This is a genomic window from Tsukamurella sp. TY48 (assembly GCF_019656655.1).
GTDB classification, from domain to species: Bacteria; Actinomycetota; Actinomycetes; order Mycobacteriales; family Mycobacteriaceae; genus Tsukamurella; species Tsukamurella strandjordii.
The window spans coordinates 1,647,996-1,661,367 of record NZ_BPMV01000001.1; the positions used below are offsets into that span (position 1 = coordinate 1,647,996).

The following is a 13,372-nucleotide window of genomic DNA, read 5'->3' on the forward strand; positions in this document are numbered from 1 at the left end:
CACACCGGTCAGCGGCGCACCTCCGCCGAGGCCTCCTCGCGGCCCGCGACGCCGAGGTTCTGCGCGATGCCGGTCTGATAGGCCCAGACCACCACCTGGACCCGGTTCTTCACGCCGACCTTCCGGCAGATGTTGCCGATGTGGCTCTTCACGGTGCTCGCCTCGAGGTGCAGGGTGCGGGCGATCTCGTCGTTGGACTTGCCGCGGGCCAGGAGCGCGACCACCTCGAGCTCGCGTCCCGACAGCCCGGTCTCGGGCACCTCCGGCGCCGCGGGCCGTCCCGGCTTGCGGCGGACGAATTCGGCCACCAGCCGGGGCGCGATCCGGGGTGCCACGGAGACGCCGCCGCGGGCCACGTTGCGGACGGCGGCGACGAGCTCCTTCGGCTCGCTGTCCTTGAGCAGGAAGCCGGAGGCGCCGGCGTCGAGCGCCTCGAACAGGTACTCGTCGAGGGCGAAGGTGGTCACGATGAGGACCTTGGGCGGATCGGGCTCGGCGAGGATGGTCCGTGCGGCCCACAGGCCGCTGCGCAGGGGCATCCGGACGTCCATCAGCACCACATCGGGTTGCAGCTTGGCGGCGGCCTCGACGGCGACGACGCCGTTGTGGGCGTGGCCGACCACGGTGATCCCGGGGTCGGCGGAGAGGAACAGCTCGAAGCCCTGGCGCACCACCGGCTGATCGTCGGCGATGAGCACCCGGATCCGGCACTGCTCGCTCATGCCACGTTCTCCGTTCCGTCGGCGGCGATCGTCACCGGCGGGCGTCCGCATCGGGGCAGCGAGGCACGTACCAGCCAGTCGCCGCGGTGGTCGATGCCCGCGCTCACCGTGCCGCCCACCAGGCTCGCCCGTTCGCGCATACCCGCGAGTCCGAAGCCCTTGCGCTCCAAACCTTTCCGCTTTGGTATCGAGTTGCGCACCCGGATCTGCACCTGATCGTCGATCCACACCCGCACTCCGACGGCGCACCCCGGCGCGTGCCGCAGCGCGTTCGCCAGCGACTCCTGCACGATCCGGTACGCGGTGAGGTGCGTTCCGCTGTCCACCTCCGCGAGGTCGGCCTCGTCCACATCGATGTCGAGATCGATCGAGGGGAACGACGGTGCCGCCTGGTCGACCAGGGTCGCGATCTGGCACACCGTGGGTTGCGGCAGCGGGTCTTCCGCGTAGCGCAGCACCTCGACGATCTGCCGCAGTCCGTCGAGCGAGCGCTGGCCCTGGACGATGGCCTCGGCCAGCAGTTCCCGGGCGCGCTCGCGGTCGCGGTCGTAGACGGCGTCGGCGGCCCGGGCCTGCACCAGCATGCCGGTGAGATGGAAGGCGGCCACATCGTGCAGTTCGCGCGCCATCTCGCGGCGTTCGTCCTCGATGGAACGGGCGAGCCGCGCCTCGTACTCGTCCTGCGCCGTGCGCAGGGCCCGCACGCTGGAGTCCGCGCGGTCGCGCCCGCGCGCGATCACGCTGCCGATCATGAGGAAGACACCGAACATCACCAGCGCGTTGGCGACCACGCTGACCGTCAGTCCGGTGCTGCCGTCCGTGGCGGGCACCAGGGCGCCCACGGTGATCGTGGCGGCGATCCCGACGGTGGCGAGCAGCGCGAGGCGGCGGCCGCGTACCCGGGTCGCCAGGGTGACGATGGCGAACCACCAGATGGGCGTCGCGGCGAACTCGGCGACATCGGTGCCGAAGGCGAGAACCGCCATGAGGAGGGTGGATCCGAGGAAGGATTCCTCGGGATAGCGGATGCGGACCGTCGAGACCGCGACCATCGCGAGGAGCACCGCGAGCGCACCCAGGACGAGCGCGGGCGACCGCTGGAAGGGCATGTCGACGCCCATGGCCTGCTGTACCGCGGCCAGGGCCACGGAGCCGAACGCGGCCAGGAGCGCGGCCAGCGCCGACTGCGACAGATCGCTGCGCAGCAACGCCGATCTCGGCCGAACGACACTCATCGAACTCCTCGGGTGCGAGCGTCGCCGGCCAGCCGATCAGGGGTCCGGCGACGCGCTCGGCGGAGGGAACGGACGGCGCTGCGCCAGATGAACACTCAGCAGCGCGGGTCCGCGCTCCGCAAGGATCGTCTCGAAGGCTTCGGGCAACTCCTCTGCGTTCGTCACGTGCAGGCTGGGCGTCCCGGTGGCCGCCGCCAGCGCGGCTGCACCGCTCGGGACCTGGAAATTCACCAGTGGGTCACCGGTGGCACGGGTGCTCGACGGCCAGCCGAAGCCGCCGTCGATCAGCTCGACGAACGCGATTGTCGCACGGTTCTCCAGGGCTGTCGACAGAGTCGGAACATTCATTCCGAAGGCGCCGTCGCCGCCGATCGCGAGCACCCTGCTGCCGGTCAGCGCGGCCCCCAGACCGGCGCCGAGGCCGAAGCCGAGCGCGGTCTGCTCCCCCGGGACCAGGGTGCGGATTCCGGTGGGCAGCCGGAGGGCGGGCGCGTAGTAGCCCCACAGGTCGGCCATCCCGTTCTCCTGGGCGAGGACCTCGATGCCGGACCCCGGGAGGGCAGCACTCAGCGCGCGGAAGACGGCGGGCGCGGTGAGCGATCCGTCGTCCGGTAGGGCGGCGAGACCGCTCCAGGACTGCGGAGCCGACGGTGCCCTGCCCGCCAGTGCCGCCGCGAGCGCGGCCACGAAGGCGGGAGCGTCGCCGTGGACGGCGGTCGCGGCGAGGGCGCGCCCGATCACCGTGGGATCGGTATCGACCTGGGTGATCCGGGCGTCGGGGTGCGGGGACCACTCCATCCGGGCGGTCTCCTCCAGGGCGCTGCCGATCACGAGCAGTTCGTCGGCGGCGGCGAGCGCGGCAGCGGCCTCGGGGGCGAGGTAGAGCCCGGCGAGGCCGCCGAAGTGCGGGTGGTCCTCGGGGAAGGTTCCGCGGCCGGCGGCGGTCACCAGGACCACGGCGCCGGTGGCCTCGGCGACCGCCGTGACGGCGGCGGGATCGGTGCCGCGGGCGCCGCCGCCCAGGATCAGGACGGGCCGCCGAGCGTCCAGCAGCCGGCGGGCGGCGGCGCCGATCGCGGCCTCCGATGCGCGGGCGGGCGCGGCCGGAACCGAGGCGGCGGGTACGGATGCAGCGGCGGTCGCGGCGCCGATGGCGGCGTCGACCATCACGTGCACGGGGCCGCCCGCGGTCCGGGCGATCGTCTCGCCGTGGCGCAGCGCCCAGTACAGATCGGCCTCGTCGCGCACGCGGTGCGTCCAGCGGAACAGGCCGGGCCCGAAGGTGTGCACCGGAAAGCCTTGGAAGGCACCGCGTCCGGCCTCGGGCGATCCCGTGGTCTGGGTGACCACCAGGAGCGGAATCCGGGCGCTGTGCGCCTCGGAGATGCCGACCAGCGCGTTGAGCAGATCGGGGCCCTCGTGCGTGCACAGCACCGACGGTGCGCCGCTGGTCAGGGAGGCGCCGGCGGCGGCGAAGGCGGCGGTGCGCTGATCGCGGCAGCCGGCGCAGGGACCGCCCGCGGCCGCGGCGGCGTCGAGGAGGCCGGGTTCGTCGCCCGCGACCCCGATCACGAGCCGGGTGCTGCCCAGCAGTTCGACGGCGCGCTCGAAGACGGTGCTCACGCGGTCACCGTCCGGTAGCGCAGGCGCAGCACCCCGGCGGCGGCGATCCGCCGGCGTTCGCCCGCCAGCCACACGGTCACGTCGGCGTCCACGTCGAGCTCCGCGCCGCGGTCGGCGACCCGGCGGCGCCGCGCATCGGCGGTGAGCACGCCGCCGGGCGGCACCGGGTGCGCGAAGGCGAGGCGTTCGAGGCCCAGGTTGATCACCTCGGTCGTCGCGGATTCGGCGTGGGCCGATTCGAACGCGCGGACCTCGTCGAAGTCGTCGATCGCCTCGGCGACCAGCGGCGGGATCAGCGCGGCGACCAGCATGCCGTGGGCCACGGTGCCGCCGGCGGCGGTGCGGGCCGCGCGGGCGGGGTCGGTATGGATCCACTGCCGGTCGCCGGTGATCTCCGCGAAGGCGTCGATCATCGGCTGGGTCACGGTGACGGAGGCGGTCATCGGGCGCCCACCGTGACGTTCGCGGCGCGCCACCGGCGGTCGGACAGCGGCGGCGGGGCGTAGCCGGCCTCGTCGAACTCGGTGCGGGTCATCGCCCCGAGCGCGAGGCGGGTGAGCCGTCCCCGGTCCACGATCGAGGCATCGCAGAGGGCCTCGGGTCGGATCTTGCCGGATGCCAGGATCAGGGCGGTGTTGGCGTTGTGCACGCCCGCGGCCATGGCGAAGGTGCGTGCGCCCTCGTTGTGGAAGGCGTGCCGCATGAGCGCGGTCATCGCGTCCATGCCCAGTCCCCCACCCCAATCCGCGGGGTCGGCGAGGACCACGCCCAGACCGAACCGGCCGGCGCCCGCCCAGGCGAGGTCGTAGATCCCGATCACCCGACGATCGGGATCGTCCTTGCGGAGCACGGCGCCGTGCACGTGACCCTCGACCTGCTCCTCGCTCCAGGCGAACAGGTCGATGCCCGATCCGGCGAACAGCCGGCGCGCGTCCGCGTCGTGGACGGAGCGGGCGAAGTCCTCGGTGCCGCTCAGCCGGTGCACGGATGTCCCCGTGCCCACGGTCATCTCGGTCCACATGCCGCGGATCACGCGGGAGCCTCCACGGGGTCGGTCTGCAGGTCGGCGCGGATCCGGCGGCGCAGCCGGTCGGCGATGCGGAGTTCGAGGGTGGACGCCTCGTGCTCGCGGAAGCCCTCCAGGGCGAGGCCGGTGACGGCCACGATCACGCCGTCCCAGTAGCGGCCGCCCGCGAAGTAGGCATCGGTGAGCACTCCCTCGAACCGGACCGGCTCGGCCGCCAGCGCCCACTCCACGAACAGCTCGTTGTACACGCCGAAGGCGAGGTCGATCCGCACCAGATCCACGGAGGCGGCGAGGAAGACGATCACCTCGCGCAACGCCGTGTCCAGGAGCTGCGGGGTGAGTGCCTCGTCGGCCGCGGGGGCCACGGCGAGCCGGAGGTGTCCGGGGGTCTGCATGCGGTCGGCGAGGACGACGGCCGCTCCACCGTCCACCAGGAAGGTGATCGCCGCATCGGCGACGAGGCGGCGGGCGGTGTCCTCCTGCACCCACTGCGGACCGCGCGTGGCGACCAGCGATCCGGGGTTGCCCACCAGGACCGCCGCCGCGGCGGTCGCCGACTCGGCGTCCAGCACCGGGCTGACGACGCCCACGCTCACGCCGCCGCGGAGCGCTGCACGAGGGCCCAGAACTGGGCCACCGTCTCGGCCTCGCGGACCTGGTCCTCGGCGAGGTCCACGCCGTAGCGGGCCTGCACCTGGAGCACCAGTTCGAGAATGCCGAGGGAGTCGAGACCGAGGTCGTCGACCAGCGAGTCGGCCGCCTCGACGGTCACGTCCTCGGCGTCGAGATCGTTGATCCGGGCGACCTCGCCGGCCACCAGCCGGTGGAAGTCGGCGGCGTCGGAGTCGGCGCCGAGGGTGGTGGTGTGCGTGTCGGACATGGTGATTCCTTTCGATCTCTGGTCGGGGGTCACTCGGTCGAGCGATCCCAATGGAGCAGCAGCGAACAGGAGCTGCCGCCGAAGCCGAAGGCGTTCACCAGCGCGGTGGTGGCGGCGGGGGCGGTGAGTTCGTCGTTCTCGGTGAGCACGGTGGCGTGCCCCGCGGTGAGCGGATCGGCGCACCGCGCGGTGCCGGGCACGATGCCGCTCGCGAGGGCCTCCAGCGCGAACATCGCCGAGGCGAGTCCGGCGGCGTGCACCGAATGGCCCAGTGCGCCTTTGCAGGAGGTCACGGGCAGCGTATCGCCGAGGTCGGTCGCGACATCGGAGACCGCGTCGAGTTCCACGCGGTCGCCGTGCACGGTCCCGGTGGCGTGGGCGGCCACGAAATCGGGGCGCAGGCCCGTACCGTCGATCGCCGCGCGCATGCACTCGGCCTGGCTGCCGCGGTCGGATTGCGCTCCGCTGCCGAGGGTCCGGATCCCCGCCCCTGCCAGGGCCGGACCGTGATCGCCCGTGCCCAGGAGCGCCGCGCCGGTGAAGCCGCCGAGCGCGGTGCCGTCGGCGGCGGCGTCGAAGGGCCGGCACGACGGGCCGGGTGCGAGCGCCCCGGCACTGCGGAAGGCGGCGGATTCGATGAACCGCGGCCGCATCGCGCCGAGCACCAGGACGCGGTCGGCGCGGCCGGAGTCCACGAGGGCGGCGCCCAGGGCGAGGGCGATGCCGCCGGAGGCGCAGGCGTGGCTCACCAGGGTCTCGGGGAGGCCGGCGAGCGCGGGGCTGAGCCGCCCGGCGGGGGTGCCGTACTCGTCGAGGTTGTCGGGGCGACGGTGTCCGGCGGCCTGCGAGGCGGTGAGCACCACGGTGGGTACGGCGCCACCCGCCGTCCGCAGCACGGCGTCCACGCAGTCGCGGAGCTGATCGGCGCGGGAAGTATCGGCGTCGACGGGCGTCACCCGGGGCGAGCCGCGGAAGGGTTCGGCGGTGCTGCGCAGTGGGCCGGTGCGCGGATAGCGCCCCTCCCACGCTAGGACACGCGTGCGCACGGCTGCTCCTCTCGGGCGCGGATGATCCCGGAGGCCAACGCGGCCAGGTGGTTCCGGTCGAGCTTGCCCGATCCGGTGCGCACCGTCGCCGATCGCGGCACCCGCACGACATCGCGGACCCGGAACTCGATGGGCAGGGCGCGCTGCCGCGCCGTGAGATCGACGACGCCGCCGGGGACGGCATCGTCCGGATCGACGAGCGCGATCACCACCCGCGGTGCGCCGGAGCCGAGCGGGTCCAGTTGCAGGGCGATCACCTCGGTGTCAGCGGGCACCGCATCGCGCACGGTGTCCTCGATGACGCTGGCGTGCAGCTTGCGTCCGTGCCCGGCGAACAGGCCGTCGGCCCGCCCGAGCAGGGTGAGCCTCCCGGCGGCGTCCACGGTGCCGATGTCGCCGGTGTCGAGCCAGCCGTCGGCGGCGACCGCGGGGTCGGCGCGCAGCCCCCGGTCGGGCAGGTACACCGATCCGGTCACGCCGGGGCCGCGCACCTGCACGGCACCGTCGTGGCCGATCCGTACCGCGGTGCCGGTGAGCGGGAGTCCCGCGGTGCGCCGGCCGTATCCGTCGCCGCAGGAGATGCTCACGTTCGGTCCGGCCTCGGTGAGTCCGTAGCCGTTGTGCAGGGGCGCGTCGAGCCGCTCGTACCGGTCGAGCAGGCTGTGCGGGACCACCTCTCCGCCCACACCGCGCACGGTGAGCCGGCGGAGCGCACGGGCCAGCTTGGGGTCGGTCTCCGCGGCGGTGGCGAGGTAGCGCCAGACGCCGGGGATGGTGTCGAGGGTGTCGATGCGCCGGTCGAGCAGCGCGCGGGTGATGGCGGCGTGGTCGGTGGCCGCGAAGAATTCGAGGGTGCCGCCGCAGCGCGCGGTCAGGTTGACCACGGAGAAGCCGTAGGCGCTGGCGGGGCTCACCGCGAGGCCGTAGCGGGTGTCCGGCCCCGTGCCCATCCGCTCGACGGTGGCCCGGGCCTGATAGTCGAGCACGGACTCGGTCCAGGGGACGAAGGTGGTGCGCCCGCTGGTGCCGGAGGTGGCGGCGAGCACCAGGACGTCCGGGATCGGTTGCGTCAGGCGCACCGTGGGCGTGTCCGCGCTCGACGGTGCGCCGAAGGTGACCCGCTGCTGCGCCGGCGAGCCGAGGATCAGCGGCAGGTCCGCTGCGCGGGCGGCGCGGTGCGCCCGCAGCAGGGCGTGCGGCTCGGGCGGGGCGAGGAAGGCGAGGTCAGCGGCCATGGTCGGTACTCATCACGGTGACCTCGAAGATGCTGCCCTCCACCGGGTCCGGGCCGGTGAGCCGGGCGTCGGCGATGAGGCTGTAGCGGGCGCCGCTGGTGGTGGCGAGCGCCCCGGCGATGTCGTCCGCGGCATCGGCGGTGCACGAGAGCGCGAGGGCGGGCCCCGACCAGCCGAGCCGGGTGGCCCGGCCGAAGACGCGGCAGCCGTCCGCGTTGAGCACCTCGGTGGGCAGCGTGGGCCGATCGGCGCGCTCGGCCTCCGCGTATTCGGCGGCGGCCCAGTCGATCAGGTCGGGTGCGGCGAGCACCAGCACGGCGTGCAGTTTGTCCGTGTCCGCGTCGAGCCGGTCGAGCGCCTCGGCGAGCACCTTGCCGATGGCGCCGGGCCAGTTCAGCAGCGTGACGCCGGGGACGGTCGCGGCGAGCGGCTCCCCCACCGGCAGCGGCGGTTTGGGCTCGGCCTTCTTCGTGGCGAGGGGCATCAGCGGGCCGCCATCTCGTCAGCGAGGAGGAGGGGCCGCCCCACGGGCGCCGCGCCCGCGACGGACGCCCAGGACGCCCGGTGTCCCCAGCCGCCGAAGGGCTCGTGCCCCGATTCGGCCTCGAACGGGGTGCGTGCGCCGATCACGCGGGCGGTGCCCAGGCGTTCCCGGCCGTCGAGCCCGGTCTCGCCGAATCCCCACGCGTACATACCGTCCGCGCGCCGGGCGGGAGTCGACAGCGCCGCCTCGACATCGGGGAAGCCGTCGTAGGTCACGAGATCGAAGACCGGCCCGAAGTATTCGGGGATCTCCTCGCCGAGATCGGCGAGGGAGGCCTCGCGCACCACCACGGGGTGGTGCTCGGGTGCGTCGATCGACCGGCCGCGCCACAGTTCGGGGCGCGGGTACTGCTGCAGCTGCTCGGTGAGGCCGGTCACCGAATCCGTACCGGACAGCAACCCGTTCACCAGGCCGGGGGCGGTGCGGTCGCCGGTCGCGGGGATCTGTTCGAGCCGCGCGATCAGCCGGTCGACGAAGGCGGTGCGCACGGCGCGGTGCACCAGCACCAGATCGGGGCACAGGCAGTCCTCGCCGTTGTTGTACAGGCGGGATTCCACCACCGCGTGCACGGCCAGGTCGAGCTGTTCGGCGCTCGCATCGGCGCCGATCAGGGCGGGGTTCGGGCCGGCACCGAAGCCGAGGAAGACCGACGGCCGGATCACATCGACCAGCCGCATGCCGTTCTCCGGGCGCCCGTTGAAGACCACGGCGGCACCGGCCGACAGGTCGGCGAACTCGCGCTGGGAGTAGTCCACGAGGCGGGCGGTGGCGGGGAAGGCCTCCCCCAGGATGTCGCGGAGCGCGAAGTACTGCGCCTTGCTGCGGGTGGACGGCCGCGCCATCACGTCGTCGAGGTAGAGCGCGGGCAGCAGGACGAACAGCGCGAGGCTGTAGAGGGTGTTGTTGGCGGGGAGGTACACCCGCAGCGGGGTCGCGGGGTTCGCGAAGGCGTAGCGGTCGGCCTCGACGTCCGCGGTGCGCAGCAGGGCCACGGCATCGTCGAGTTCGGCCCGGATGCTGGCATCGCCGGCGATCGGCCGCAGGGCCTCGATCACCTGCTCGGCACGCGCCTCGATGACGTCCGCGATCGCGCCACCGGCGACGGCGGCCGCGGCGGCGCGGGCCTCGAGTACGTCGAACGGCGATGTCGTCATGACACTTCCTCTCGATCGGGGACGGCGTGGTGCGACGGTGCGTAGGGGACGTGGACGGTGTCGGGCGCGCTGCCGGTGGCGGCGGCGGTGAGCGCCTCGGCCACATCGGCGACGGTGGGCAGGGGCACCCCGGAGCGGAGCGCGGCCTCGCGGCGCTCCTGTGCGGCCGCGGGTTCCCGCAGGTCCATCAGCAGCGCGGCGGGCGAGCCCTCGACCATGTCGCTGACCACCACCGTGCAGCGGATCCCGTACTCGGCGCAGCGGTTCCGCACCAGCTGCTCGCCGCGGTGCTTGGATCGCGCCACGCGCCGGTAGGAGTCGAACTCGGGGATCAGGCCGTACCGGTGCGACTGCAGGCTGGTGGGGAACACCACCCGGCCGGCCGGCCGGAGCCCGCCCACCAGAGCATCGAGCACGGCGACCTGGGCGTCGGCGTTGAGCAGCTCGGCGTACCCGGGATCGGGCTGTTCCATGCCCCCGGCGGCGTTGAGCACCAGGCCGGTCAGCGGGCCCTCGGCGGCGCGGGTGAGGGTGCGCAGCCCGTCCTCGGTGGTGATGTCGGCGCGCACCGCCTCGATCCGGGCGCCGGGTGCGGCGGTCCGGGCGCGGGCGCGCACCGTCTCGGCGCGGCGCTCCTTCTCGCGGTAGCAGAACAGCACGTCGTGGCCGCGGGCGGCGAGCAGGGCCACAGTGGCGGCACCGATTCCGCGCGACCCGCCGGTCACCACCACCGTGCCCATCAGAACACCCCCGGCAGCCAGTGCACGGCCGGATCCGCGGCGGCGGCGAGGGCGAGCGCGATCCCGGCGGCGCCGGTGGCGTAGTCGGACGAGGCGCGCAGCGCGAGCTCGCTCGGTGCGCGCAGCCGGCCGTCGGCGGTGCGGCCGAGGAACGAGGTCACCGCCTCGGCCTGACGGGCGGCCGCCGCGGACGCCTCCGCGGCGAGCGGTCCCGGGGCGCGGCCCAATTGGGCGGCGGCGGCGAGCCCGCCGGACAGGCCGCGGTACAGCCCGGGCGAGACGCCGACGGCGGCACCGGCACCCTGCAGGATGCGGCGCAACTGCTCGTCGGAGACGTCGAGCTGGTCCCGGAGTTCGGCCGCGGCCAGGACGGTTCCGGCGTTGCCCCGGTCGAGGTAGCCGAGGATGCGGTGCTTGCCGTCGTAGTGGAACAACGCGCCGGACCGGTGCGGCACATAGGAATCCAGTTCCTGGTGCAGCAGCCGGCGGGATACGTCGAGCAGATCGGGCTTGTCGAGCAGCCGGGCGGCGCGGCCGAGGACCAGGGCCATCCCGGCCCGGCCGTCGAGCAGACCGCCCGCAGGTGCACCGGTGTCGAGCAGCTCGTCGACCGCGCGGCGGGCGAGCACATCGGCGTACCGCTCCACCTCGTCGCCACCCGAGCCGATGCGGCGTCCGAGGCTCAGCGCCAAGGCGCCGGCCAGACCGGAACGCAGCCGCAGCGGCGCGGTCTCCGGGTCCAGCACCCGGAGCAGGTGGGCGTACAGGTGGTCGGCGCGGTCGGTGAGCCCGGCCGCCTCGGCCACCAGGATGTTGCCCGACCAGCCGTCGAGCAGGCCCGCGCCGAGCGCGCCGAAATCGTCGGCGCGGCGGTCGAGCCAGGCGGCGTAGCGCTCGGTGAGGCCCGACGGTGCGCGGCCGGTCGCGAGGAGGGCGTACGCGGAGCCGGGTGCGCCGGAGCCGAGGGAGACGTCGTGGAAGGGCTGATCGGATTCCGGTGCGCCGTGGAAGGGTCCGTCGTCGGTCTCCCAGGTCTCCGCGAGGCCGTCGAGCAGCCCGGTGACGGCGGCTCCGGGGTCGATCGGTGCGGCGGGGTCGGCGCCGAGCCGCGCGCACAGCTCGGTGGCCCAGACCTGGTCGCGGCTCAGGACGCGGCGGGCGTGGTGCACCGACCGGCCCAGTGCGCCCGGCAGGTAGCCGGCGGTCGCCACGACGGGGTTGTGCAGGTACAGCTCGGTGGCGGCGAGGCCGTAGTCGTCGAGCGCGGTGCCGCGGCGGGCGTCGTCGTAGAAGCCGGTGGCGCCCACGAACCGTCCGGCGCCCTCCGCGGCATCGATGCGGTGGGCCGCTTCCAGATCGATCAGTCCGAGCTCGCCGTCGGGCCCCACGATCACGTTGCCCGGATGCAGATCACCCACCACGTGACCGGCGGCGGCGATCTCGTCGACGACGGCGCGCAGGCGGCGCACGGCATCGTCGACGGTGTCGGTGTACGCGGCGGCGTCCGCCGGTGCGACGGCGGCCCCGGGGGCGCGCAGCAGCAGCGCCGGATGCCGCGCCGCGGCCCACTCCTGGAGAGTGGACCCGGGGATGAATTCGTATGCCAGGAAGTCGCTTCCGCCCTGGGTGAAGGTCTCGATCACGGTGGGAACCGCGGCCACGTCGGCGAGCGCGGTCATGGTCCGCGCCTGCCGGGCGAGGCGCTGCGGCGCATCGTCCATCGCCGCGTCGTAGCCGGTGTAGTGGCGCGCCTCCTTGAGCACCACCTCGGTTCCCGAGGTCTCCTCGACCGCGCGGTAGACGCCGCCGGTGTTGGAGTAGTGCAGGGCGCCGGTGATCCGGTAGCGGCGCTCACCGGTCCGTTCGGCGGGGCGGGGCGGCGGCGCATCGCGCAGGATCCGGGGCAGCGGCACGCCGGGAACGGTGCGGGGCACCACATCCCGCACGTCCGGGACGAGATCGCCTGCGGTGCTGCGGATCGCGAGCACCGGTTCGCGGTCGGGACCCGGCGTGTACCGGGCGGTGTAACCGCCGTAGCGCAGGTGCACGATGCTCTCGCCGATGCGGTGGCTGCCCAGTACCCGCGGCCCGGGCACGTCGCGGTGCAGCTCGACCAGCTCGGCGGCGAGTGCGCTGGGATCGGCGTCGGGGTAGATCACCACTGCCTTCCCGCTGCTCGGCCGTGGCGCGTACTTGCCGTTGACGGCCCAGACGAATTCGAGCCGGGAGAGCACCTTGAAGGCGACGCCGCGGCGAACGCAGTGTTCGACGGTCCGCGCGATCGCGGTCGCCGCCTCGGGAACGGCGGGCGCGAGGTGGATCTTCCAGCCCTGCGGTTCGAGTCGATGTCCGGCGGGTGCGAGCACCGTCCACGGCCCCTTGACGGTGCGGGTCCACGTGGCGGGTACGGCGTCGAGCGGGACGTCACCGCGGGGCAACTCGGGTGAGAAGAGCTCGGGCCGGCGCAGCCGCCACTGCCCGAGGGGACCGTAGAAGGCCGGATCGGCGAGGGTCGCGAGGTAGTCACGCATCAGGCGCTCGCCCTCACGTCCGGCGTTCCGGCGAGGGCCGCCTCGATGGCGGGCACGACCTCCCAGAAGGGCGGCGCCACATGGGAGTCGGCGCCGGTGGAGAGGCTGGGACGCACCACCGGGTCGATCAGGAGCACGTTGTCTCGGGTGGTGAGTCCGGCGAGCGCCTGCTGCACGGCGGGGTTGCGTTCGGCTCCGGGCGGCAGGTTCGGGGCAACGGCGATGAGGGCATCGGTGCAGTGCAGGGCGTTGAGCATCGGGGTGGCGGCGTCGAGCCCGGCGAGCCGGCCGATGGTGTGGAGCGTGGCGGGGTAGATCACCACCGCATCGGCGTCGGCGAGCACACCGGTGTGCGGGGCGATCCCCTCCTCGGCGAAGCCCGGGTCGTCCCATTCGTCGATCGCGACGGTGGATCCCGACAGGGCCGACAAGGCGAGCGGGGAGACGAAGCGGGTGGCGTGACGGCTGAGCACCACGCGGAGGGTGTCGTCGGATCGGTTGGCGCGGAACCAGCTCACGCCGAGGGGGAGGTGGCAGGCGTTGAGCGCACCGGTTCCGAACAGGACCAGATGCACGGCCGACTCCCTTCTGCGCGGATGTTTGGTGACGGGCGCTCGGTGGCGTGAACAGCGGGC

At 73.9% G+C, this 13,372-nt stretch carries 14 protein-coding genes; all 14 read right to left on the minus strand.

Annotation, left to right across the window (positions count from 1 at the left end):
• Positions 1-8: 8 nt before the first annotated feature.
• From TTY48_RS07990 to TTY48_RS08055, 14 genes are read right to left on the minus strand one after another with little or no spacing between them, the layout of a single operon-like run.
• A complete protein-coding gene (locus tag TTY48_RS07990) occupies positions 9-722 on the minus strand; it encodes a response regulator transcription factor (RefSeq protein ID WP_220656990.1) in 714 nt (237 codons plus the stop codon).
• Entirely contained in the window at positions 719-1,957 is a 1,239-nt protein-coding gene (locus TTY48_RS07995; RefSeq protein ID WP_220656991.1) for a sensor histidine kinase, read from the minus strand. The genes TTY48_RS07990 and TTY48_RS07995 overlap by 4 nt, the downstream gene beginning before the upstream one ends.
• Positions 1,958-1,993: 36 nt before the next feature.
• Positions 1,994-3,580 (minus strand): thiamine pyrophosphate-binding protein, encoded by a 1,587-nt coding sequence (locus TTY48_RS08000; RefSeq protein WP_220656992.1) that lies wholly within the window; start codon positions 3,578-3,580, stop codon positions 1,994-1,996.
• The gene (locus tag TTY48_RS08005; RefSeq protein ID WP_220656993.1) at positions 3,577-4,023 is read right to left on the minus strand and encodes a MaoC/PaaZ C-terminal domain-containing protein; all 447 of its coding nucleotides are present in this window, start codon (positions 4,021-4,023) and stop codon (positions 3,577-3,579) included. The genes TTY48_RS08000 and TTY48_RS08005 overlap by 4 nt, the downstream gene beginning before the upstream one ends.
• Complete coding sequence (locus tag TTY48_RS08010) at positions 4,020-4,613, minus strand: GNAT family N-acetyltransferase (RefSeq protein ID WP_220656994.1); 594 nt, start codon at positions 4,611-4,613, stop codon at positions 4,020-4,022. The genes TTY48_RS08005 and TTY48_RS08010 overlap by 4 nt, the downstream gene beginning before the upstream one ends.
• Positions 4,610-5,203: a hypothetical protein gene (locus tag TTY48_RS08015; protein WP_220656995.1), complete on the minus strand. Its 594-nt coding sequence runs from the start codon at positions 5,201-5,203 to the stop codon at positions 4,610-4,612. Before TTY48_RS08015 ends, TTY48_RS08010 begins: the two co-directional genes overlap by 4 nt.
• The gene (locus TTY48_RS08020; RefSeq protein ID WP_220656996.1) at positions 5,200-5,487 is read right to left on the minus strand and encodes an acyl carrier protein; all 288 of its coding nucleotides are present in this window, start codon (positions 5,485-5,487) and stop codon (positions 5,200-5,202) included. The genes TTY48_RS08015 and TTY48_RS08020 overlap by 4 nt, the downstream gene beginning before the upstream one ends.
• A gap of 29 nt (positions 5,488-5,516) precedes the next feature.
• The gene (locus tag TTY48_RS08025; RefSeq protein WP_220656997.1) at positions 5,517-6,533 is read right to left on the minus strand and encodes a beta-ketoacyl synthase N-terminal-like domain-containing protein; all 1,017 of its coding nucleotides are present in this window, start codon (positions 6,531-6,533) and stop codon (positions 5,517-5,519) included.
• A complete protein-coding gene (locus tag TTY48_RS08030) occupies positions 6,515-7,768 on the minus strand; it encodes an AMP-binding protein (protein WP_220656998.1) in 1,254 nt (417 codons plus the stop codon). The genes TTY48_RS08025 and TTY48_RS08030 overlap by 19 nt, the downstream gene beginning before the upstream one ends.
• Positions 7,758-8,252, minus strand: coding sequence for a hypothetical protein (locus tag TTY48_RS08035; RefSeq protein ID WP_220656999.1), 495 nt, complete (start codon positions 8,250-8,252; stop codon positions 7,758-7,760). Before TTY48_RS08035 ends, TTY48_RS08030 begins: the two co-directional genes overlap by 11 nt.
• Positions 8,252-9,466 carry an aldehyde dehydrogenase family protein gene (locus TTY48_RS08040; protein ID WP_220657000.1) on the minus strand — a complete coding sequence of 405 codons (1,215 nt, stop codon included), beginning with the start codon at positions 9,464-9,466 and terminating at the stop codon, positions 8,252-8,254. Before TTY48_RS08040 ends, TTY48_RS08035 begins: the two co-directional genes overlap by 1 nt.
• A complete protein-coding gene (locus TTY48_RS08045; RefSeq protein ID WP_220657001.1) occupies positions 9,463-10,206 on the minus strand; it encodes an SDR family oxidoreductase in 744 nt (247 codons plus the stop codon). Before TTY48_RS08045 ends, TTY48_RS08040 begins: the two co-directional genes overlap by 4 nt.
• Positions 10,206-12,737 (minus strand): hypothetical protein, encoded by a 2,532-nt coding sequence (locus TTY48_RS08050; protein ID WP_220657002.1) that lies wholly within the window; start codon positions 12,735-12,737, stop codon positions 10,206-10,208. The genes TTY48_RS08045 and TTY48_RS08050 overlap by 1 nt, the downstream gene beginning before the upstream one ends.
• Entirely contained in the window at positions 12,737-13,312 is a 576-nt protein-coding gene (locus TTY48_RS08055) for a flavoprotein (RefSeq protein WP_220657003.1), read from the minus strand. Before TTY48_RS08055 ends, TTY48_RS08050 begins: the two co-directional genes overlap by 1 nt.
• Positions 13,313-13,372 lie beyond the last annotated feature (60 nt).

Excerpts from the sequence above, each read along its gene's own strand:
- TTY48_RS08035 (WP_220656999.1), bottom strand. The coding sequence starts at position 8,252 with ATGCCCCTCGCCACGAAGAAGGCCGAGCCCAAACCGCCGCTGCCGGTG.
- TTY48_RS07990 (WP_220656990.1), bottom strand. The coding sequence starts at position 722 with ATGAGCGAGCAGTGCCGGATCCGGGTGCTCATCGCCGACGATCAGCCG.
- TTY48_RS07995 (WP_220656991.1), bottom strand. The coding sequence starts at position 1,957 with ATGAGTGTCGTTCGGCCGAGATCGGCGTTGCTGCGCAGCGATCTGTCG.
- TTY48_RS08005 (WP_220656993.1), bottom strand. The coding sequence starts at position 4,023 with ATGACCGCCTCCGTCACCGTGACCCAGCCGATGATCGACGCCTTCGCG.
- TTY48_RS08020 (WP_220656996.1), bottom strand. The coding sequence starts at position 5,487 with ATGTCCGACACGCACACCACCACCCTCGGCGCCGACTCCGACGCCGCC.
- TTY48_RS08040 (WP_220657000.1), bottom strand. The coding sequence starts at position 9,466 with ATGACGACATCGCCGTTCGACGTACTCGAGGCCCGCGCCGCCGCGGCC.
- TTY48_RS08050 (WP_220657002.1), bottom strand. The coding sequence starts at position 12,737 with ATGCGTGACTACCTCGCGACCCTCGCCGATCCGGCCTTCTACGGTCCC.
- TTY48_RS08045 (WP_220657001.1), bottom strand. The coding sequence starts at position 10,206 with ATGGGCACGGTGGTGGTGACCGGCGGGTCGCGCGGAATCGGTGCCGCC.
- TTY48_RS08030 (WP_220656998.1), bottom strand. The coding sequence starts at position 7,768 with ATGGCCGCTGACCTCGCCTTCCTCGCCCCGCCCGAGCCGCACGCCCTG.